The organism is Chitinophaga sp. CC14 (assembly GCF_048957795.1).
In the GTDB taxonomy this organism is placed as follows: Bacteria; Bacteroidota; Bacteroidia; order Chitinophagales; family Chitinophagaceae; genus Chitinophaga; species Chitinophaga ginsengisegetis.
In genome coordinates, this window is the sequence record NZ_JARBFY010000001.1 from 859,972 (window position 1) to 882,030 (window position 22,059).

The following is a 22,059-nucleotide window of genomic DNA, read 5'->3' on the forward strand; positions in this document are numbered from 1 at the left end:
GTACGATTCACACCTAAAGCGTCACCGCCTTTTTTATTTTCTCCGTTTCTGCAGAAGTATCTTTCACCCGCAGCGACAGGTAATAATGCCACAATATCATAGTGGCAACGGTCCGGTAAGGCTGCCATGCTGCTGATATGCTCAGCAGTTTCTCAGGAGCAGTGTCTTTGGGCAGCTTTTTCACCTGCTTGAGTGCATTCACTGCAGCAAGGTCGCCGATAGGGAAAATATCCGCCCGTTGCAGCACAAACATCAGGTAGACGTCTGCAGTCCAGTTGCCGATTCCTTTCAGCGCTACCAGTGCTTTCCGGACATCTTCATCCGGTAACTTTTCCATTGCTTTAGGATTGAATGCTTTGCTTTGAATTGCCTGTGCCAAAAACCGGGCATACGATGTCTTTTGCCGGCTGAAATAACAGGCTTTTAATTCTTCGTCCGTTAATTCAAGTAGTTTGGCAGGAGTTATTTTTGTGAGCCTTTCCCGTAATTTATTGAGCGCCGCTAAGGCGGATGCCAGTGATACCTGCTGCTCCAGTATGATATGTATCAGGCTTTCAAATGTATTGGGTCGTGTCCACATTGGTGGATAACCATATGTTTTTACAATGAAGGCTAACTCCGGATCATGGGTACATAGTTGATCACAAATGGAGTGAAAGTTTTCCGTTGAAAAGGTATGCAACACTTACTTCGAGTTTGCGGAAAGATAGTATAAACTACCCACCTCAACAAGTATCTAAAATAATGTTGGACTAACTTTATTTTCTAACTGAAGTAAGCGATTCTTGTTTGCTATACCACCTGCAAAGCCAACTAATTTTCCGGAAGCGCCTATTACCCGGTGACAAGGAGCAATAATAGAAATGGGGTTTTTATTGGCGGCACCGCCAACAGCACGTACTGCTTTCGGATCACCAATTTGTTTGGCGATCTGACCGTAGGTCCTCGTTTCACCGAAAGGAATCGTCAGCAGAGCTTTCCATATTTTCTTTTGAAATGCTGTTCCCACAAAATCCAGTTCCACAGAAAAAGAAGTTCGTTTTTTGGCGAAGTATTCATTGAGTTGTTCTTCTGCCTGGCAGAGGATAGGATGATGTATATCAATTGTGCCGGCGTTTATGTTGACGCGATCAGGAAGTTCATTTTCCCACAGCACTGCCGCCAAACCTTTATCGCTCGCTATCAGCGTCAGTTGCCCTACGGGAGAGTCCATTGTTTTATGATAGTAGGTCATCTTTTTATTTTTTTATGATGATACAAATTTACCATCGTCATACATGTAAAAGAACCCGTTTCTTGCCCTTAACGATATTAAACAGCCATTTGAGGAATATAGCCCGCCCTGAAGGTATTCACAACAGAGGCTGGCGTTAAAACAGGTAATTTGCTCCTCCCCGGTAAAGGGATGCTTTTAGAATAACCGCCGGGCGACCATAAATACAACAATCCCTTGTTAAGAAGATAGGGCTCCTCCCCGATACTCACAAAAGTGCCGTCAGGCAAGGCATCCGGGCTATCTTCGAATGTAACTTTTAAATGATGCTTATCTATCCGTTCTGCATGAAGAATATTGTCGATCTCTTTAATAAGCGTTTTTTCGTTAAAGCCTTTATCCGGATTACCTTTCAGCCAAAGCGATTTAAATTGATGAGCTTCTGTTTTACGGCATTCAAAACAGGGCCGGTGGCCGGCAGCAAAGGAGGTGGCTTCATCCATAAAGAAGAGTTCAGTATACCGGTCGGGAGCCATTACTGGTCTTCTCCTGTTTTTAAACGCCAGTACACAGGTAATCCAGGTCTTGATCTTGTACGGACGGATAATTTCCTGATCGTCGTTGTGTATCACTCCCCGGTTCCCCATAAAAAGTCCTCTCGCTTCTGTCCGGATAATATTACCAAATGGATTAACCCTGTTCTGTAGCATGACGATGCGTTTTATTTGAATGGTATTTAAAATTACAGCTTAACGGAGAATCAGCAGATCAAGTTACATATATCCGTAAATAATATTGCTAAATTACTAATTAATTTAGTATTATTGCTAAATAAATTAGTTATAAATATTTAAATCAGCTGTCAACTATGCCCGCAGAAAAAGCAGCTATCATTGCCGGTTTGCAAAGGGAAATCCTCCTTTTGCAGGGCTTTAAACAAGCCGGTAATACGAGCGTGGATATGGGACTTGGGCGGGTTACAGCTGCTTTTCCGAATGCAACATTTCCAACCGGGGTAATACATGAGTTTGTGAGTACAGCAGCAGAACACACTGCCGCCACCGCCGGATTTATCGGTGGTTTACTGAACGCGTTGATGCAAGGTGGTGGCGCCTGTATATGGATCAGCACCTGCAGAACGCTTTTCCCGCCTGCATTGAAAACCTTTGGTATCGAGCCGGAACGGCTCATTTTTGTAGATCTGAAACGGGAGAAGGATGTACTCTGGGCAATGGAAGAAGCATTGAAATGTGAAGGGCTCGCCGCAGTGATCGGGGAAGTAAAGGATGTCAGTTTTACGGCCTCCCGGCGCCTGCAGCTGGCGGTAGAACAAAGCAGGGTAACAGGGTTTATTATTCGCCGGGAATCCACTGCTTTTAATACCACCGCCTGCGTTTCCCGCTGGCGCATTACATCATTAGCCAGCGAACCGGAAGATGGATTGCCTGGTGTTGGTTATCCCCGCTGGAATGTTGAACTACTGAAGATCCGGAATGGGAAGCCCGGCATTTGGCAAATAGAATGGTCCACCGGCAGGTTCAGGTTGATGGATGAGCCATCATCTTCCGCACCGCCGGAGCTGATTCGCAAAATCGGGTAGTATGGCCAGGCGTTTTGTTTCTATATGGTTTCCTCATCTGATGACCGACTGGCTAATCCGTTGCCGCCCTGCTTTACGACAGGAAGCTTTTGTACTGGCCATCCCGGATCACGGACGGATGATTGTAACAGCCGCCAGTAGAACGGCGCAGTTGCAGGGCATCACAAAGGGAATGGCCGTAGCAGATGCGCGGGCACTCATCGGCACACTGCAGGTGATTGATGATAAGCCCGGACAATCGGGCCGCATACTAAACGCACTCGGGGAATGGGCCATCCGCTTTACACCTGTAACGGCAACAGATCCTCCCGATGGTCTGCTGCTGGAAGTTACCGGCTGCGCCCACCTTTGGGGCGGTGAAGAAGTATACCTGGAAGAGATAGTGACCAGGCTTACGCACATTGGATACCAGGTGCGTGCAGGAATGGCTGATACGATTGGTGCTGCATGGGCCATCCCCAGGTTTGGACAAACACCGGCAGTGATTCCTGCCGGTGAACAGATGGCTGCATTAATGGATATGCCTCCGGCCGCACTGCGACTGGAATCTGCTATCTGTGAACGGTTAATGAAATTAGGCCTGCGCCAGGCAGGAAGCTTTATTGGAATGCCCCGCACAGTGCTCCGCCGGCGCTTTGGCCGGGAAATGCTGCTACGGCTTGACCAGTTCACAGGACTGGAAGATGAGGTAATTCAACCCCTGCTGCCGGTTGAACCTTACCAGGAACGGCTGCCATGCCTGGAGCCTATTGTAACAGGTACAGGTATCGAAATTGCGCTCAGGCGCTTACTGGAAACCCTTTGCCAGCGCCTTTCCCAGGAAGAGAAAGGATTGCGGAGCGCTGTTCTGAAATGTTATAAGGTAGATGGTGCAATTGAACAACTGGAGATAGGCACAGGACATCCATCACATAACACCAACCACCTGTTCAAACTGTTTGAATCGAAAATACCAACGATCAAACCAGACCTGGGTATCGAACTATTTGTACTGGAGGCTCCTAAAGTGGAAGACGTGCGCCCGTTGCAGGAAACATTCTGGAATGCAGCAGGTGGACTGGAAGATGTGAGTATCGCCGAACTGATCGACCGGCTGGAAGGCAAGGCCGGCAAAGGAACCGTTCACCGTTACCTGCCCGCTGAACATCACTGGCCGGAGTGGTCTGTTAAACCGGTTGCCAGCCTCCATGAAAAAACAGATACTTCATGGCGAACAGACAGACGCCGTCCCATTCAACTGCTCTCCAGGCCAGAACCGATAGAAGTAGCGGCGCCTATACCCGATTATCCTCCGATGCATTTCCGGTATAAAGGGAAAGTACATAAAGTGAAGAAAGCTGATGGCCCTGAGCGGATTGAAAGTGAATGGTGGCTGCAACAAGGACAACACCGGGATTATTATGTAGTGGAAGATGATACCGGTAGCCGCTACTGGCTGTTCAGGCTGGGGCACTACACCGGTGATAAACCTCACGCCTGGTTTATTCATGGTTTTTTTGCATGAGAAAATGGAGGAGATATGAGCTACACAGAATTGCAGGTAACTACCAACTTTAGCTTTTTAAGGGGAGCATCACATCCGGATGAACTGGTAGAACAGGCTGCTGCACTGGGTTACAAAGAAATAGCGATTACGGACCGGAATAGTCTTGCAGGCATTGTTCGCGGCCATGCCGCTGCAAAAACCAGTGGCATACGCATTATACCCGCCTGCCGGATCGATCTGTTAGATGGCCCATCATTACTTGCTTATCCTACCGATACAAAGGCATATGGGCGCCTTTCTGCGTTGCTCACCAAAGGCAATCTGAGAGCCGAGAAGGGGCAATGTCATTTATACAAAAATGATGTATTTGAACATGCAGCAGGAATGAAATTTATTGCATTACCGCCCGCATCTTTGAATGAAAAATTTGAATTTGATCCCTCCTTCAACATGGCCATGAATGAGTACCGGGAGGCACTGGGAACCAACCTGTATCTTTCTGCCACCCGTTCTTATCAGGGAGATGATTTTAAGAAACTACACCGTCTTTCACAGTTATCGTCTGCATATAATATCCCTTTGGTAGCTACCGGCGACGTACATTATCATATCCCCGAGCGCCGGCAGCTACAGGATATTGTAACCTGTATCAGGGAAAAATGTACCATTTACACAGCGGGTTACCGTTTGCACGAAAATGCAGAAAGATACTTAAAGCCTCAACAGGAAATGTTACGCCTCTTCCGGCAATATCCCGATGCCATCCTTTGTACAAAAGAGATTGCAGAGAGTTGCCGGTTTTCTCTCGACTCACTTAAATACATCTACCCGGAAGAAATTACCAGCAACGGCCGCACGCCCCAGGAAGAACTTACACATTTAGCATGGCAGGGCGCCAGGGAGCATTTCGGGGATGATATTCCGGAAAAAATTACTACTGCCATTCACTATGAACTCTCTTTCATAAAAGAGATGAATTATGCATCTTACTTCCTGACTGTATATGACATTGTCCGTTTTGCGAGGCAGCAGGGAATCCTTTGCCAGGGCCGCGGTTCAGCAGCAAATTCCACGGTTTGTTATTGCATGGGAATCACTGCTGTTGATCCTACAAAAATCGACCTGCTGTTTGAACGGTTTATTTCCTCCGCCCGTAATGAGCCTCCTGATATTGATGTGGATTTTGAACATGAACGAAGGGAAGAAGTGATTCAATACATTTATGAAAAGTATGGCCGGAACCGTGCTGCCATTGTCGCTACCGTTACACAACAACGGCAAAAAGGCGCTATCCGCGATGTAGGAAAAGCAATGGGCTTATCTGTTGATACCATCAATCGCCTTTCCGCTTCCGTATGGGAGTTTACTTCCGAATGGCTGGAAGGGGAAGGACTTGCAGAACAGGGATTTGATCCGCGTGATCCGCATCTGCGGAAAATGCTGGAGCTTACGCGGCAGTTCATCGGTTTTCCGCGTCAGCTCGGGCAACATACCGGTGGCTTTGTTATCACGCAGGGCGCCCTTTCAGATCTGTGTCCTATTTTGAATGCCCGCATGGAAAACAGAACCTGTATTGAATGGAATAAAGATGATATTGATGTACTTGGATTTCTTAAGATAGATGTGCTGGCCCTCGGTATGCTTACCTGTATCCGCAAAGCCTTCGATCTGGCAAAAGTACATCACAACCGTCCTCTTACCCTGGCGAGTGTTCCGCAGGATGATCCGGATGTGTATGAGATGATAGGCCATGCAGATACTATCGGCGTATTCCAGATTGAAAGCCGTGCACAACAATCCATGCTGCCACGGTTAAAGCCCACCTGCTTCTATGACCTGGTGATTGAAGTAGCTATTGTAAGACCCGGACCTATCCAGGGCGACATGGTGCATCCCTATCTGCGCCGCCGTAATGACGAAGAAAAGGTTACTTATCCTTCTCCTGAACTGAAAGAAATCCTCGGCAAAACGTTAGGTGTTCCGCTGTTCCAGGAACAGGCAATGAAAATTGCTATTGTAGCCGCCGGCTTCACCCCGGCAGAAGCAGATGAACTCCGCAGGAGCATGGCCACTTTCAAAGCACCCGGACAGGTAACCCGGTTCAGGGAAAAGCTGGTAAAAGGCATGGTCGCAAAAGGATACGAAGAAGAATTTGCCCTGCGGGTTTTTAAGCAGCTGGAAGGGTTTGGTAGTTATGGTTTTCCTGAAAGTCATGCCGCCAGCTTTGCCCTGCTGGTATATGTTTCCAGCTGGCTCAAATATCATTATCCGGATGTTTTTGCATGCGCCTTGTTAAACAGTTTGCCAATGGGCTTTTACCAGCCGGCACAAATTGTTATTGATGCCCGTAAACATGGGGTGGAAGTACGGCCGGCAGATGTAAATCTTTCTCTCTGGGATAATATACTGGAAGAAAAAACAGAGAGGTTGTGTGCACTACGACTTGGATTTCGCCAAATAAAAGGTATCAGCCAGGATGATGTACAGGCGCTAATTGCATGCCGGAATACAGGCTATACAACGATTCATGCTCTCCGGGATGCAGGCGTTACCCTGATCACGCTGGAAAAACTGGCCGATGCAGATGCCTTCCGGTCGATGGGGCTTGATCGCCGTCAGGCGCTTTGGGAGGTATCCGCACTTCACGACCGCCCCATTGGTATCTTCACGGGGCAGCCATCTGAAAGTGCTGTTGAATCCCAGGTACAGCTACCGGAAATGACTATCTCGGAACATGTGGTACACGATTACAGCGCCACTACACTGTCTTTAAAAGCACATCCGGTAAGCTTTGTACGGGAAAAATTACAGCTGCTGCACATCCTCTCCGCAAAAGAACTGGATGGCGTTATGAATGGTGCAGCAGTGAAAGTAGCAGGTCTTGTATTGGTGCGTCAAAGACCAGGTACCGCCAAAGGCGTTTGCTTTATCACTATCGAAGATGAAACCGGATGCAGTAACCTGGTGGTTTTTCAACAACAATTTGACAAGTACCGCAAAGAAATCCTGCAGGCCAGGCTGCTGATGGTGGAAGGAACCCTGCAACGCGAAGGTGAAGTGGTGCACGTTATTGTAAAACGTTGCTACGACCTGTCTAAATTCTTACGGCAATTACTTCCTTCAAAAACAGAAAATCAGCTAATGCAGCCGCCGTCAAAAAAAGAGGAGATATCAGCGACGTTGTTTGCTGAAGCAAGGAATTTTAAATAGATGTTTATACATTCTCGAGGGAGGTGCTAACCCCTCCCCGTCTACGCTTCTACTCCCAACCGGTGCCGGAATATCCCGCACGGATCCCACTTTCCTTTTACACGTTGCAGTCGCTCATAATTATCCTGGTAGTAAAACACATGCCATGGCACGCCCGATTTATTAAATTGTTCATCTGCCATATCTGCATCCGGGTGCGCAATCAAACATCCGCCTGCCTGTTCACCAGGCACGGGTACCCCGCCTGTTTGCGCAAACAGCTCCTGGTAAATATTACGTGTCCATGCAACAGACTTCGCTTCGTCTGCCGCATCTAACCACCCGGATGTACAGGCAGTCGCTAAAATTGAGTCCCGCTGAGGGAATGCGGTAGCATCTGCAGCAACAGCATTCATTTTGCCACCAAAAAATGCTAACCCAACAGAACCTCCAGGCACATCATTATGCTCCGTCAGATACCGGTATATTACCCCTATCTGTGCAGGTGTATAGGGTGCGCGTAACAGGGCATCCTTTACTTTGAAGGCGACCCGCTGCTCTACGAAAATATCCGGAAACGGCTGCAATGCAAATTCCACCCAGCGCATCGGTTTTCGTATAGCTCTTCCCGTTATACCGAGCCCGGCAGAAATTGCGGCGGCAAATTCTTCTGCTATTTCTTCCGGACAATCTGATAACACCGCTTTCAACATAATTTTTCCGGTTACTTTATTCGACAGGAAAAGGGTGGCAAACAAGCTTCCGGCCTCCGTGTCCGCACTGCTGTGCATCTTCGCCCATTCCCCGAAATTCTCTGTCAGTTGTTTAAATACATGTTCGTCTACCTGTTCCCAATCCCACTCCATCTCCATTGTTTCCAATACTTCCGGCGATTTGGGTAATAACAGGGAAGGATCGCGCTCATTCACGCCGGCTGCACGAAACCAATAACGGGTAACGATTCCAAAATTTCCGGTACCGCCTCCGGTATGCGCCCACCAGAGTTCCCGGTTACTATCCGTTTCTTCCCTTGTGGCAATCACTTTTTCTACCTGCCGCTCATTGTTTACCCAGAGTACTTCTACCGCATATAAATAATCAACCGCCAGTCCATGATGGCGATGAAGAAAGCCAAAGGCGCCCCCGGATATATGTCCGCCTATCCCGATGGCCGGGTGCTGTCCTGCCGGAAGTAAAACGCCCCACCGGTGATCCAGCGTTTCAATTACTTCTCCCAAAGTTGCGCCTGCCGCCACTTCAATCGCGTTCATTTCCTCATCATAACGGATACCCTTCATCCGGGAAATATCGATCATTATTTCTACTGCCGGATCATCTACAAAGTTCTCAAGGCAGTGACCTCCACCGCGCACCGTTACACGTTTGTTGTTATCTACTGCATATTGCAGCGCATCTGTCAATTCATCGGCAGTAGTTATGGGAATAATCCCGGAGGGATGTCCCTTCCATCTCTGGTTAACGCCACGGTTGTTCCACTCATCATATGCTGCATCTGCGGGAGTGATGATACTAAAGTTCATAACAACGGCTTTAAGTTGATAGTGAAGACAGGGATCAGGACATCCCAAAGATAATGGTTAAAAGTTGTAGCAAACAAACACTACTTTTTCCTCACCGGGGTCATGGTTTTATATACCCGCACCAAAGCGGAACTATCGGTACTCACCGTATCTATTTTGTTGCCATTCCAGCTTAAGTGGTAGTAGTCATAAGACTCGGTGGCAACGGTATCTTCCGGAGTTCCATACTGACTGGAACTGAAATTTTCGAGGATCACCCGCCAGCTGCTGTCGGGAGAATGATACAGCCAGGAGTTTTTAATCAGCACATCACCGGCGTCACCAAATTCTTCTGCCAGCTCAGTTTCAAATGTGATGGTATTTGTTTGCTTATGGTAAGCGAATAATTTAACGGAAGAAGATTCGTATTCAGAAGGCGCTCTGGTAACCAGACCAATTGTATTGGGATCCAGGTTGAATTTATAGCAGGCATAAAAAAGATAATCTTTATTATACATGCGGTCGCTCAATAGTGGCTGTAGCTGGCTGTCGATGGCGGTACCTCCAAAATGCCAGCTGCCGGGATCTCCGTAAGCGCCGGGTAAAATTTCCAGGGTGTCCTGTTCGAATGTTTGGTAAAGATTAATCAGGGAACTTATATCAGGAGAGATAGTATCACGTACGGCAGTAACCGTTATATTTTGTTGGCGGGTAATACCTATGCAGGCAGAAAGGAAAAGCAACAGCAGAAAAGGCAGATATTTCATGCCCAAATATAAAGAAGACCCCCCGGAAAATCCAGGAGGCCGTTCTTATTATTACAAATCCACGTTAATTAGCTGATTACCATTATCAAAGGTTGCCTGCTGTACAGTGCAACGCTCTGCGGGAATCGAGGATCCTTGCGGATCAAAGCGTGATATAGGTGAAAGGAAAGAATAACCAGTTGACACTAACGATAGCGGACTACCATTAACGGTTACACTTTTTTGGTCCCCAAATCCGTGGAGTAATAATTTAATGTGATGAAATTTGGATGCATAACTACCACTTGCTTTTTCCAGTGTTATTTTTTTATCAGCAGGATGATAAGCGATAGTCCGTTGATAATACACTCCTTTCTCGTTATCAAAAGTTTCTCCGTCATCTTCATAATAAACAAACGTATTTTGTTTATCACCTTTGTAGATGTGCAGGAAAAGCGTATCTGATGGCTTTTCAGTAGTATTTTGTATCAACGATTGCATAGGGATGATACTGCTTTCTTTTACATATACCGGCAGCGTTTTTATATTCAGCGGTGTAATTACTTCCTGCTTACCGGCAGTGATGGTATCATTATAAAGATTATACCATTTTCCTTCAGGGAAATAGATGGAACCGAATTCCTTAGTGCTCTCGAAAGGCGCTATCATAAAAGCATTGCCATAACCATACTGGTTCTGGAAGCGGGTATCGTACACATTGGCGTCAAAGGTATTGGTGAGCGCCAGGGTACGCATAACGGGCATGCCCGTACGTGTAGCTTCATACATGGAGCTGTAGAGATAAGGAAGCAAACGGTAACGGAGGTTTACATAGTTGCGGGAAATTTCCAGCACCTCTTCTCCATATGCCCACGGCTCAGACGACTTGGTATTTACGCCTGTGTGATTGCGATAATAAGGAATGAATGCGCCGATCTGCATCCAGCGGGCATACAAACTCACGGTAGGGTTCCCGGTAAACCCGCCTATGTCCATACCAGAAAATGGCATACCGCTAACACCCAAACTGTTCATCAGGCGAACGCCCAGCAGCATATGATCTTCCTCCGCCCGGTTGTCGCCGGTCCAGATGGCACTGTAGCGTTGCGAGCCGGCATAAGCGGCCCTGGTTAGCAGGAACGGACGTTTCTTTAATTCCTCCCTGGAGCCTTCATAGCTGGCCCGCACCATTTCAAGGCCATATACATTGTGCGCCTGCTGATGGGTTACCGGGCTACCTTCGTAATCAAAGATCACGTTGTTAGGCATCTTTTGCCCCCAGGTGGCAATTTCATTCATATCGTTCCATATACCGCGCACACCGTCACGCATATACGATTTTACCTGTCCTTTCCACCAGTTGCGGCCTTTTACACTGGTAAAGTCCGGGAAGTGGCACCAGCCGGGCCATACCTGGCCGGTATAGTTTTGACCGTCGCTATATTTGATAAAGATGTTTTCTTTTTTTCCACTTTCGTAAGCGGCATAGCCCTCTTCTACTTTTATGCCGGGGTCTACGATCACTGTAATTTTGAATCCCATATCATTCAGTTGTTTACTGAGTTGTTGGGGATTGGGAAAACGGTCTTTGTTCCAGGTAAACAGTTTATAGGCGTCCATGTAATGGATGTCGAGTGTAATACCATCTGCGGGAATCTTTTTCTCCCGCAGGGTTTGCGCAATGCGTAATACTTCTGTGTCGGGGTAATAGCTGTAGCGGTTTTGCTGGTATCCGAGGCTCCACAGCGGCGGCATAGGCATGCGGCCGGTGAGGTTGGTGTAAGAGGTAATGATATCCGCCATCTGAGGGTGATAGATGAAATAATAATTCATCTCTCCTCCTCTTGCGCCAAAAGAAGAAAAACGGTTATTGCTGGCGCCGAAGTTAAAATCGCTCTGGAAGGTGTTATCGAAGAAGATACCGTAGTTAATATGATGATGTATGCCCACGTAAAATGGTATGGTAGCATATATGGGGTCCTGGTTGGCAGCATAGCCAAACTTGTCGGAGTTCCAGTTCGTATAGCCTTCACCTTTACGGTCGAGGTTACCTGTTTTTTCACCCAGGCCAATAAACCGCTCTCCTTCCTGCATTTTCTTGTAGGTTGTTACTTCATCGCCGATCCAGGACGTGGTTAATCCATCCTCATCCTCATTGATCACTTCTCCCGAAGGGGTAAGAAAACGGATGGCAAACGGATTTTTGGAAATGCGCAGTTGCAGGGAATCTGTAGTTACATTGATTTCACTGTTATTTTGGGTAGTCTGTAACCGGGTGGTGGCGGGTTTGGCAATCACGGCATAAGAAAAATCTGCGGCAAGCGGATGCTGATCCATTCTTACACGGATCACGGATGGGCTGTACACGGTGATTTCCGCGAATGCATTTTCTGCACTGATTTTTATCTGTTGCCCTGAGATGCTGACCGTATTTATTTTACCGATCTTTTTTACCTGGTTTTGTGCCTGGGCCGACAGGCAGGAAACCAGTAAAATCCATCCTGAGCGCCTTAGCAGAGCTTTTGTATACATAAGAATGATTGAATTGCTACGCAAAAAACTCCCCTGTCGCATTAGCTGTGTAATGCGTAACAGATATGAAATATAGTTTGGGAGAAGGTTTTGCTGCGGGGCAGGACTTATCCGGTCCTGCCCGCAACAAAAGAATAATTATTAGTAACCCGGGTTTTGTACAAGGTTTTTATTTACAGCGAGATCACTGGTTGGAATCGGGAATAGCAGGTATTTTGGATCGCTTGCAGTTTTCAGCTGCCATGCGTCCAGGTATTTACCAAAGCGGATCAGATCCATTCTTCTCCAGCCTTCCCAATATAATTCACGGCCTCTTTCAGCAAGCATTTTGGTGAGGTCAAGGCTGGTGAATGGAGTAGCGCCGCGTTTCAAACGCAGGTCGTTTACGATTACGAGCGCTGCTGCCGCATTGCCCGTTCTGAGCAACGCTTCTGCTTTCATCAGCACTGCATCTGCATAACGGAAAAATACGAAGTCGTTGGTAGCATTGCTGCCGCTGGAACCCATGTCAGGCGGATATTTCACTACCCTGATACCAGACATTTCCACTTGCGTACCGGTGGCTCTCAGTTCTACTTCGCGGGTGAAGATAAGCGGGCGGTTGCTTCTGTCCAGGATCTTATTACCATTCTGATCGTACTGCTGGCCTAAAAGGAAACCTACTTTCAAACCGGAAACATTGGTAACACCTGGATAGTCGCCGCCTCTGCGGGTATCTGTTGCTTCAAATGAATCATAGAAATCAGACAAAGTGGTGAAGCCATTCCATCCGCTGGGGTTCTGGCTATAGTGCAGGGTACACATCCAACGGCAGTATACGTTGTTGCCGTTACGGTTGTTACTGACACCGGGGCCGTTCAGTTGGGTAAAGATATTTTCGGTGGACTTCGCATCGTTATCCCTTGCGAAAGTGTCGAAATATTTCGGCTGAAGGCTATAGCCACTGGCTGTTATCTGATCTGCCAGGGCAATCACTTTCTGCATGTCAGCGGCATCGAAAGTGGGTGCTTTCCTGTTCAGGAAGGCGCCTTTATTCAGATATATTTTCATCAGCAGGAAGCGGGCCGCATCCTGGTTGGCTACATAAGCATCCTTGGCGGTAACTCTATCCGGCAGGTTAGGCAGTATGGCATTCAGTTCAGAAATAATGAAGTCCAGACCTTCTGCCGCCTTGTACACCTTTGGTGCTTCCAGCAGGTTTTCGCCCGGGCTACGGAACGGTACCTGGCCATAAAGGTCAATCACCGCAAACATAGAGAAGGCACGCAGAAAACGTGCTTCCGCCTCTTGTCGTGGTGTAGGGCGGAAATTTAATACGTTGGTAGCGCTGAACTGTTCCAGTAACAGGGCGCTGAAGGTATTCTGAATATGTGAATGGTCTGGTGTCCACTGGTGTTGGTGAAGGGCGCGCCATACACCATTATCATCCCAGTCGCCGCCACGTGTGGGTCCGAGCGCTTCGTCGGTACTGATTTCACACATGCCCCAGGTCTGCGAAAAATCCTGGTAGGCATTCTGCAGGTTATCATAAGCGGATCCCAGCAACTGGGAGGCTTTGATCAGTGAATCGGCCTGTTGCTGATTCAGGTTACTTCCCAGGTCTTCATTCAGACTGCAGGCTGTAAAGCCAACGCTGCAGGCAATTACCAATGCTGTTTTAATTATATGTTGAGTCGTCATTGTGGTCTTTTTTTAGAAGTAGATTATAAGGTAAACTGTACACCAAGCATAAAGGTTCTTGCAGTTGGGTATGGAGAATACTCGATACCAAAGGAGCTTACGCCGTTTATGTTTTTATCAGTATTTACTTCCGGATCAAATCCAGTATACTTTGTAATTACGAACAGGTTCTGACCGGTTACGGATACGGCAGCAGCTCTGAATACTTTACCTACCGGGCCTAAGTTGTAGGAGATGGTGAGGTTATCCAGTTTCAGGAAGTTGCCGTTTTCCAGGTAGCGGGAAGAAGCGGCCGGAGAGTTAGTTTGTGCTTCTCCGTTACCTACCAGTGCTTTCGCAATGTTCCTGGAGCCCAGGTTACCGATTGGTAATACGGTGTTGGCGGTGTTGTTATACACCTGGAAACCAAAGGCGCCGTGTGAGCTGGCAGACAGGCTCCATTTTTTATAGGCTACTTCTGTATTGATACCCAGTAATACTTTTGGATTCGGGTTAGTCATGTAATAAAGGGTGTTACCGTTATCGGAGTAGATGCTCACGCCTTTATCATCGAAGCCTTCAAATCTGCGGAGATAGAAAGTATTTAACGGATAACCGTTAGCCAGGCGCTGTGAGGTTACGCCGGATACGCCCTGTCCGTCGATAGAACCGGTATTAACAGTTGGACCGGAATAACCCGACATTTCGTTTTTCAGCCAGGTAGCATTTACGCCCAGGTTCCATAACCAGCTTTTAGACTGAATGATATTTCCTTTAAGCGACAGTTCCACACCGGTATTCATTACTTTACCCGGTAAATTGATCCAGTAGCTGGAGGCCGGAGCCGGTTGAATAGCCGGGAAGCTGAACAACAGGTTGGTGGTGTTTTTCAGGAAGTAATCCACGGTACCGCTGATCCTGCCTTTGAGAAATCCGAAATCCACACCAACGTTCAGTTGTTTGGATTCTTCCCATTTCAGGTCCGGATTTGGTACGTTGATCAGGCTGGCTTTACCGCCGGTAGTTAAACCGTACTGGGCTTGTGCTGCACCGGCAGGAAATTCCTGGTTACCGGTAATACCGTAACCGGCCCTTAATCCGAGGTTGCTGAAGAAGGTGTTATCCTTCATGAATCCTTCGTTGGAAATATTCCATTTGGCGGCAAAGGAAGGGAAGTAACCATAACGGTTGTTGGCGCCGAATTTACTGGAACCATCAGCCCTCATTGTAGCGGTGAGGATATATTTTTCTTTTGCATTTATCGTTACCCTGCCAAAGAAAGATTGCAGCTCAGAGCTTGGATTACGGAAAGAGTTCATATTGGTATTCACCTGGTCTGGTGTCTGGAGGATGTCTGTGTAATCTACCGCATTGGTAGGAAACCCTCTGGCGCCGAGGCCCACACCGGAGTAGGCAAATTTCTGGTATTCATACCCTACCATTGCGCCCAGGTTCCAGCCAGTGGAGAACTCTTTGGTATAGCTCAGGGTGTTATTGAATAATTGAGTAGTCAGTTCTGCCGTATTATATGCGGCAATACCTTGACCCAATATCTGGTCGATGTTAATGGAAGAATCGAGAGAAGCCCTTCTTTGTCCTACCTGGTGATTTACGCTGTACATCATGCGGTATTCCCAGTTGTCATTGAATTTGAAATACGGGGAAATGCTTGCCAGTATATAGCTGATGTTAGCTTTATCGTTATAACCCTGCGACATGTTCATGGGGTTGATCGCCTGGTTTTTAGCGAGGATGTTCAGTGATCCGTCCGGTTTGGTCAGCGGTAAGGTTGGATTCCACTGCAGTGCCTGGCCGATCAAACTTCCGGTGAAACCGGCATTGTTGGAAATAGGCGCTAACTGTTCGCTGGTTTGTGCCGCCATGATGCCATAATCGATTCCCAGTTGTTTGCTTTCCAGGAATTTGTTCTGGCCACTGAGGGTGGCGGTGTATTTCTTCATGCCTGTTTTCTTCACAATACCCTGCTGGTCCTGTAAACCAAAGGATGCCCTGTAGCGGCCGGTTTCACTTCCACCACTCATCGCCACCTGTACATTTTGGGTAACACCTGTTCTGAGGATAGAGCCAAGTCCGTCGGCGCTGCCGCCGCCGTCACCGGAAAGATTGTATTCCTTTAAAGCAGCACGGTATTCATCGGCATTGAGTACATCAAGCTTTCTCATGATGTTGCTCATACCTACGGAATAGTTTACGTCTACTACGGTAGGGCCGGCTACTCCTTTTTTGGTATTGATGATGATTACACCATTTGAACCACGGGAACCATAGATGGCGGTGGCAGAAGCATCTTTTAATACTTCCATAGTAGCAATATCATTGCTGTTGATAAAGTTGAGCGGGTTGGCGTCCGGTGTTTGTCCTAATCCCGTGAGGCTCAGGGAAGGACGCGCCACACGGCCATCCAGGGGAACTCCATCTACCACATAAAGGGGTTGGTTGCCGGTACGGACAGAAGACACACCCCTGATCCTTACCGTGGCGGAGGCGCCGGGAGCACCGTTGTTATTCAGTATCATCAATCCGGATACTTTACCCTGGATCAGCTGATCTGGGGCGGAAGTGATACCCTTATTAAAATCGGCGGCTTTCACCTGGGCAATAGCGCCGGTAATGTCCTTTTTACGGGTGGTACCATAACCTACTACCACCACATCCGTGAGGGTCGTATTTTCCTGTGCCAGCTGTACGTTTACGGCTGTTTTGCCCACAATGCTCACTTCCTGGGAGGTATATCCTATAAAAGTGATGATCAGTGCGGAAGCTTCAGGAGGTACTGTTACTTTAAAAACCCCATCGGCATCAGCGGAAGTTCCGCTTTTAGTACCCTTTACCTGAACAGTAGCGCCTGGGATAGCAACGCCGTTCCTGTCAGTGATCTTGCCGGTAATGGTCTTGTTTTGTGCGGCTACAATACCTTGTATTGCCAAAAGCAATGTGCACAAAAAAAGATTCTTGATGGATCTTGTTTTAAACATAAAGTGGATTTTTTAAGCAGTCACGTAATACTGCTTCCGTGGATTAAATGTTTTTCAGTGAAATTTTAATAATGGAAATAAGGCGTTGTCTGCGGGGATGCCCCGCAATTTGTCAACGTGGATAATGTTTGTCTTTTTGAATCGACCCTGGTCGTTCTGTCTTCTTTAGTGGTTTTTAGTTCTCTAGTTAGAATTTAGAATTTGGTATTTATCATTCTACTGATTCAAAGTAAAAAATCAATCAGCAGGGTAACAAGTTTTACAGTTAAAATATAGAAAATAAAGCCGAATAATCCAAAATTATATCTTGGATGATATTGATAACCAGCTAGTTATTATTGTATATAAATATTTTATATATTAATGTTGTGAGACAGTTTTTCCTGCTTTTTACAGGGCTTTAATGTTCATAATATGGGCTTCGAACTCTTCGCTTGGGATCAGCGCGCGCTTTTTGATCCTGGTTTTATAGGCGTAAATAGTATTCACGGAGTACTCCAGGATACGGGCAATTTTTTCGTTGTCGTTGATACCGATACGGATCAGGGCGAAAATCCGGATGTCTGTATTCAGCAGTTCATTTTCTTTCAGGATCACCTGGTTCTCTTTATCAAAAAGTGCATTGAACCCGGCCACAAAGTGTGGAAATATTTTAAGGAATACCCGGTCGAAGCTGGTAAAAAGTTCTTCCCTCTCCTGCCTGATATTGATATTATTTACAAGAAACTTTAGCTCTGCAGGCTTATTGGCAGTTAATTTCTGCTCCAGGTTCTGTTTTAGCTTTTCTATTTTACCGATATAGGAAGCATTGATATTAAAGCAATACCCCACATACTCCTCTTTAATTTTATTGGCTTCCAGTAACTGGTTGTTGATTTCCTGTTGTTTAAGATTGGCCGCGGTAATAATGCGTTGCGCGGCTTTTAATTTTTGTACCTGCCGGAATACGGTGATGGCCAGTATCACCAGCGCCACCAGTAATAAGGTTACAATGGCGGCATAGATCAGCAGCGATCTGGTTCTTTCTTCCGCGGTATTGATCCGTTCGTGCTCAATAATTGGTAAAATACTACTTACCATTACCTTTCTTTGCCGGGCGCCATAAAATACGGCTTCCGAAATGGCCCGCTCAATACAATGGGATGCATTCTTTACATCGCCCTTTTCAAAAAGCAGGGTGGCCAGGCTGTAGGCGGCCATCGTTTCTTTCGTGGAAGTCTGCAGATCCGCAATGGCCGACCTGATCATCAAACAAATAGCGGTATCCTTATTGCCGGCAGCATCATAAATAGACCCAAGTGTGCAGGCTAGTATAGCCAATTGCCGCCCTGAAATGTCTGGCTGGTCCAGATCCGGGAAAATGGCCAGCGCTGCCGGAATGTTCCCCAGCTTGAATAACTGCAACCCCTTGTTGTATTTATATGCAACAGAGTTGGGTGTCATCAGGTGAAGGGCAGAATCTACATATGTACTGGCTATTTTAATATAAGTGGGGGTATAATATTTATCCTGGTTATAATCTGCCAGGTCGAAATACAACCGGCTCTTCATCAGGAAAAACTCCACCCGGATACTGTCCGGGGCTCCGGTGGGATCAATTGTATTAATAAAAGCTGCGGTTTCGGTAAACATGCCCGACGACAATAAAACATATCCCAGCTTCACCCGGGCGTCCGTTAATAATACCGGATCATGCAGCTGGCCGGCCAATACTTGCAGCTGCTGGGCATAGGTAAATGCGGAATCGAAGTTGAATACCTTATAAGCATTATATAGCTGCCTGCAAATAAGGTACTGGCGCGCTGGATCATTACCGGCCGCCTGCCGGGTGCGTTTTATGCTGTCAATCCCACGGATTTTAAGGGAATCATAAACAGCCGATTTCGCCATCACCTTGTTCAGCTCCTTCAGAAGACTGTCTGCCGGTGTTTTGCCATAGGCATGTATAGAGAAGAATAAACATAAAATCAGATAGCCCGGAATTCGATTCATAATAAGTTAGAATGATAAAAGGTCACAGGTCACCGCTAAATTTAAGCGACTTTTTTGATATAACGTGAAGAGCCGGTTTATTTTAAACCGGCTCCTCACGTCCCTTTTATATTCCTTAAATATTAAAGCACCTTTTTCAGGGTGTAATTACGCCCGCTTTGTATCGTTTTCTGATCGGAGTCTAATAATAACAGCTCATTTTCATTTACCTGCTGGTAATAGCGCTGGAGGTTTTTGTCTTTATTAGGATTCAGGTGGATCACGGTAGCTGCCGGATCAGCCGAGGTACCATGCACAATTGTATAAACGCCTTCACTGTTAAAGGTTTGGTTCTTCCCCTGGTAGGTTTCTTTCAGCGTGAAATGATCATCCGGTTGTTTTTGCAGGGTCAGCTCTGTAACAATACCCTCACAATCAGCACAAGGCAACGTTCCTGAATAAGTAACCCCGGACGCAGTATCAGAAGGAGAGTTTACCGCTGCACTATCCGACTGGCCGGTTTTTGTACCGGAACCCTGACACGCAGCAAAGATTACTAACAGTAACAATAATGGCAAGTGTTTCATATTGCAGGTTTTTCTGATCATAACAACAGATGGTCATTATTGTTTTTATGGGATAACTTCGAACAGGAAAAACTGGTTTTCTTCTTTATCAGAAAAATTATTATCTGCTACAAATACCAGGCTTCGATGTCCGTTAGGCAAAACAGGACCAAAAGTAACGCCTTCAATGTTATCTATATATTTTCCCAGGCTTGCAAAGTCCAGCAGCAATGTTTTGGCAGCCGGCTTGAAACGGGTATCCTCCCGGAGGGAATTAATACCACTGATACCAGTAGCATGACTAAGGTCGGTGATAAACACCTTGATGGTACAATCCTTTACACCACTGGAAAACGATCTTTCAATAGTTAAAATTTTATCATTGTCCAGCACCATGATATCGGAAATGCCATTTACCTTAAACGCATTTTCAGGAATGGCGGGATGCGCCACCGGCTCCAGTTTATACGCATATTGGGCTACCGGCTGACGGGTGTTGTTGTCAAATTTCAGGATACGGGTATAAGCGCCCTGCCCCACTTCGGCTCTCGGCCCATCTTCATAACGGGGTTCTTCCAGGCTCACATACAGGTATTTATAATTGGGGGTAAATCCCAGGCCCTCAAATACGCCGTTGCGTCGAGGCCCGTTCTCTGTGGCATGCATCCTGAATTGCGGCGGTAGTGCAAATGAATCCAGGTATTGCCCGTTCATACTGATTTCATAAATACCCGGATTTGTAAGAATAGTATCTTTTTCGTTTACAATACGTTCTCCTTCGCTGCTCCATACCAGTCGTTGCTTTTTGGCGTTGTACCGCATAGCTTCCGGGTCGGGCGTAAGGGAAGGATTCGTTTTGGTATCGGGATAGGGCTGCCCGTTGGGTTGTAGTAAAGTGGTAACGGCGGTAAACTTTACACTGTCAAATGATTTGTCGGAGAAGTAAAGCCGCGCGGTATAAAAGCGCGCCGGGTTCAGCGCGGAACGGTCGTCACAAATAAGATAATACTGCCCGGTAGCTGCGTCATAGTCAATACCGGATAAACCACCGGTTACGGTACCATTGAAAGGAAGATTATACGGAACAATATATTCACCGATAAATTTTAACTGGCCTATGCCCCTGGCAGCAGCACCGGTTTTACGGGTGGAGCTGCAGCTGAAGATGCCCGCCAGTATAGGGAGGATCAGAAAAAGCAGGTATTTTTTCATGGCGGCAAGTTAGGAAATCTCCTGCATTCAGATCGCTACACTGCATGAAGGATTTGTTATGCACACGCATGGTACGGCGAAAAGCGGGTTTAAAAAACGTAAAGTATATTTTAATGTGGGGATTGGAAAACATAAAAATTCCCTGTTTAATTGATGGTTATCACCAATTAAACAGGGAAGGATAAAGTGCAGCGTAATCCTATAAGGCCCTGCCCCTGATTATATTCACAAGGATGGCAATAATAGCCAGCACAAGTAAGGCGTGTATTAAACCACCGGCTGAATAAACAAAGAATCCAAGTATCCATCCTATAATAAGAATTACGGCAATTAAATAAAGAAGGCTGTTCATGTCTTAAGGATTTGATTCGCTTATTATACTAGAAAATTTATGCCAATAAGATAATTGCTTTGTATCCAGCTATTTTGCATTGCTGACGCCGCTCTATTGTGGAACCTTCTCCACCATCCGAGAAAAAAAAGGACGGAAAATAGCAGCCTCTCCATCCGGAAATACTTCATGATAAAGGGTTTTACAGTATGGACACATTTTTGGAAATAAAATAGTTATATCATAAGACTATTTTTTTAACCATAAATTTTTGATCATGTTACAAGAGGAAAAGTTGGTCACACTTTTAAGCGATCTCGTAAAAATCAATAATGACCGGATAGAAGGATACAAACAAGCGCAGGATGCCAGTGATGATGCAGATGTGAAAGCGCTGTTTCAACATATGATCAACGACAGTTTAAAATATGTAGGAGAACTGAACCTGTTATTGAGAGCGCAGGGCGCAGATGCAGAAACAGATACCACTGTCAGTGGAAAACTATACCGGACCTGGATGGCCATAAAAACCACATTTACGGGTACTGACCGGTATGCTCTGTTTTCTTCCTGTGAGTACGGGGAAGATGCTGTACAGCGCGCCTACGCCGATGCCCTGAGCATGGATGTAGCCATGCCCTACAGCATGAGGGAAATCATTGGTAATCAGCAGGCGAACCTTAAGGAAGCACACGATACGATCAAGAGCTACCGCAATGTAGTGAGCCAATAGCATTCTGTGCAGACGTATACTGTCTGTTCTTTTTGTTCAAATCAACGCATTAAGCGGTTGTTCAGGATTGCCATATTACTTTTGAATTCATGAAATTCCAATCATACTTATATTGATAAGTAATATGGCAACTACGGGATTTTCGGTACAGGGCTGCTTCCTCATCGTTTGAAGCAGCCCTTTTTTATACGGTGATATGGGAGATTTTTCTGAAATCAGGCCCCGAAAACAACGAATAAACAGCGCTTCTGTTCAACAAGCTCATTCTTGTTCATTTTGTTCAGTTTGACAGGGTGCTTTAAGAA

At 46.4% G+C, this 22,059-nt stretch carries 16 protein-coding genes; 4 read left to right on the plus strand and 12 right to left on the minus strand.

Annotation, left to right across the window (positions count from 1 at the left end):
• Positions 1-13: 13 nt before the first annotated feature.
• From PV783_RS03680 to PV783_RS03690, 3 genes are all read right to left on the minus strand, one after another.
• On the minus strand, positions 14-580 hold the full coding sequence (locus tag PV783_RS03680; protein WP_420987148.1) for a DNA-3-methyladenine glycosylase family protein: 567 nt from the start codon (positions 578-580) through the stop codon (positions 14-16).
• 156 nt (positions 581-736) lie between these two features.
• Positions 737-1,234 (minus strand): methylated-DNA--[protein]-cysteine S-methyltransferase, encoded by a 498-nt coding sequence (locus tag PV783_RS03685; protein WP_079471598.1) that lies wholly within the window; start codon positions 1,232-1,234, stop codon positions 737-739.
• 77 nt (positions 1,235-1,311) lie between these two features.
• Positions 1,312-1,923 carry a hypothetical protein gene (locus PV783_RS03690; protein ID WP_420987150.1) on the minus strand — a complete coding sequence of 204 codons (612 nt, stop codon included), beginning with the start codon at positions 1,921-1,923 and terminating at the stop codon, positions 1,312-1,314.
• Between the two features lie 158 nt (positions 1,924-2,081).
• Here PV783_RS03690 and PV783_RS03695 point away from each other — a divergent pair, with 158 nt between their 5' ends.
• Genes PV783_RS03695 through PV783_RS03705 form a run of 3 tightly spaced genes read left to right on the plus strand, consistent with a single transcriptional unit; the run spans position 2,082 to position 7,509 of the window.
• Positions 2,082-2,813, plus strand: coding sequence for an ImuA family protein (locus PV783_RS03695; protein WP_420987151.1), 732 nt, complete (start codon positions 2,082-2,084; stop codon positions 2,811-2,813).
• Position 2,814: 1 nt separating this feature from the next.
• Positions 2,815-4,317 carry a Y-family DNA polymerase gene (locus tag PV783_RS03700; RefSeq protein WP_420987152.1) on the plus strand — a complete coding sequence of 501 codons (1,503 nt, stop codon included), beginning with the start codon at positions 2,815-2,817 and terminating at the stop codon, positions 4,315-4,317.
• Between the two features lie 15 nt (positions 4,318-4,332).
• Positions 4,333-7,509 (plus strand): error-prone DNA polymerase, encoded by a 3,177-nt coding sequence (locus PV783_RS03705; RefSeq protein ID WP_420987153.1) that lies wholly within the window; start codon positions 4,333-4,335, stop codon positions 7,507-7,509.
• A 41-nt stretch (positions 7,510-7,550) separates the two neighbouring features.
• Here PV783_RS03705 and PV783_RS03710 read toward each other — a convergent pair whose 3' ends face one another.
• The 9 genes from PV783_RS03710 to PV783_RS03750 form a co-directional block, all read right to left on the minus strand.
• Positions 7,551-9,029: an FAD-binding protein gene (locus tag PV783_RS03710; RefSeq protein WP_420987154.1), complete on the minus strand. Its 1,479-nt coding sequence runs from the start codon at positions 9,027-9,029 to the stop codon at positions 7,551-7,553.
• A gap of 80 nt (positions 9,030-9,109) precedes the next feature.
• Positions 9,110-9,775 (minus strand): hypothetical protein, encoded by a 666-nt coding sequence (locus PV783_RS03715; protein WP_420987156.1) that lies wholly within the window; start codon positions 9,773-9,775, stop codon positions 9,110-9,112.
• 51 nt (positions 9,776-9,826) lie between these two features.
• The gene (locus tag PV783_RS03720) at positions 9,827-12,286 is read right to left on the minus strand and encodes a TIM-barrel domain-containing protein (RefSeq protein ID WP_420987157.1); all 2,460 of its coding nucleotides are present in this window, start codon (positions 12,284-12,286) and stop codon (positions 9,827-9,829) included.
• 141 nt (positions 12,287-12,427) lie between these two features.
• Positions 12,428-13,966: a RagB/SusD family nutrient uptake outer membrane protein gene (locus PV783_RS03725; protein WP_079471606.1), complete on the minus strand. Its 1,539-nt coding sequence runs from the start codon at positions 13,964-13,966 to the stop codon at positions 12,428-12,430.
• Positions 13,967-13,989: 23 nt separating this feature from the next.
• Entirely contained in the window at positions 13,990-16,941 is a 2,952-nt protein-coding gene (locus PV783_RS03730; RefSeq protein ID WP_420987159.1) for a SusC/RagA family TonB-linked outer membrane protein, read from the minus strand.
• A gap of 390 nt (positions 16,942-17,331) precedes the next feature.
• Entirely contained in the window at positions 17,332-18,933 is a 1,602-nt protein-coding gene (locus PV783_RS03735; RefSeq protein WP_420987161.1) for a DUF6377 domain-containing protein, read from the minus strand.
• A gap of 122 nt (positions 18,934-19,055) precedes the next feature.
• Positions 19,056-19,499, minus strand: coding sequence for a copper resistance protein NlpE (locus tag PV783_RS03740; protein ID WP_420987162.1), 444 nt, complete (start codon positions 19,497-19,499; stop codon positions 19,056-19,058).
• Positions 19,500-19,544: 45 nt separating this feature from the next.
• On the minus strand, positions 19,545-20,690 hold the full coding sequence (locus PV783_RS03745) for an esterase-like activity of phytase family protein (protein ID WP_420987163.1): 1,146 nt from the start codon (positions 20,688-20,690) through the stop codon (positions 19,545-19,547).
• A 199-nt stretch (positions 20,691-20,889) separates the two neighbouring features.
• Positions 20,890-21,042: a lmo0937 family membrane protein gene (locus PV783_RS03750; RefSeq protein WP_142684433.1), complete on the minus strand. Its 153-nt coding sequence runs from the start codon at positions 21,040-21,042 to the stop codon at positions 20,890-20,892.
• Positions 21,043-21,298: 256 nt separating this feature from the next.
• Here PV783_RS03750 and PV783_RS03755 point away from each other — a divergent pair, with 256 nt between their 5' ends.
• Complete coding sequence (locus PV783_RS03755; RefSeq protein ID WP_079471611.1) at positions 21,299-21,754, plus strand: ferritin-like domain-containing protein; 456 nt, start codon at positions 21,299-21,301, stop codon at positions 21,752-21,754.
• Positions 21,755-22,059: the final 305 nt, after the last annotated feature.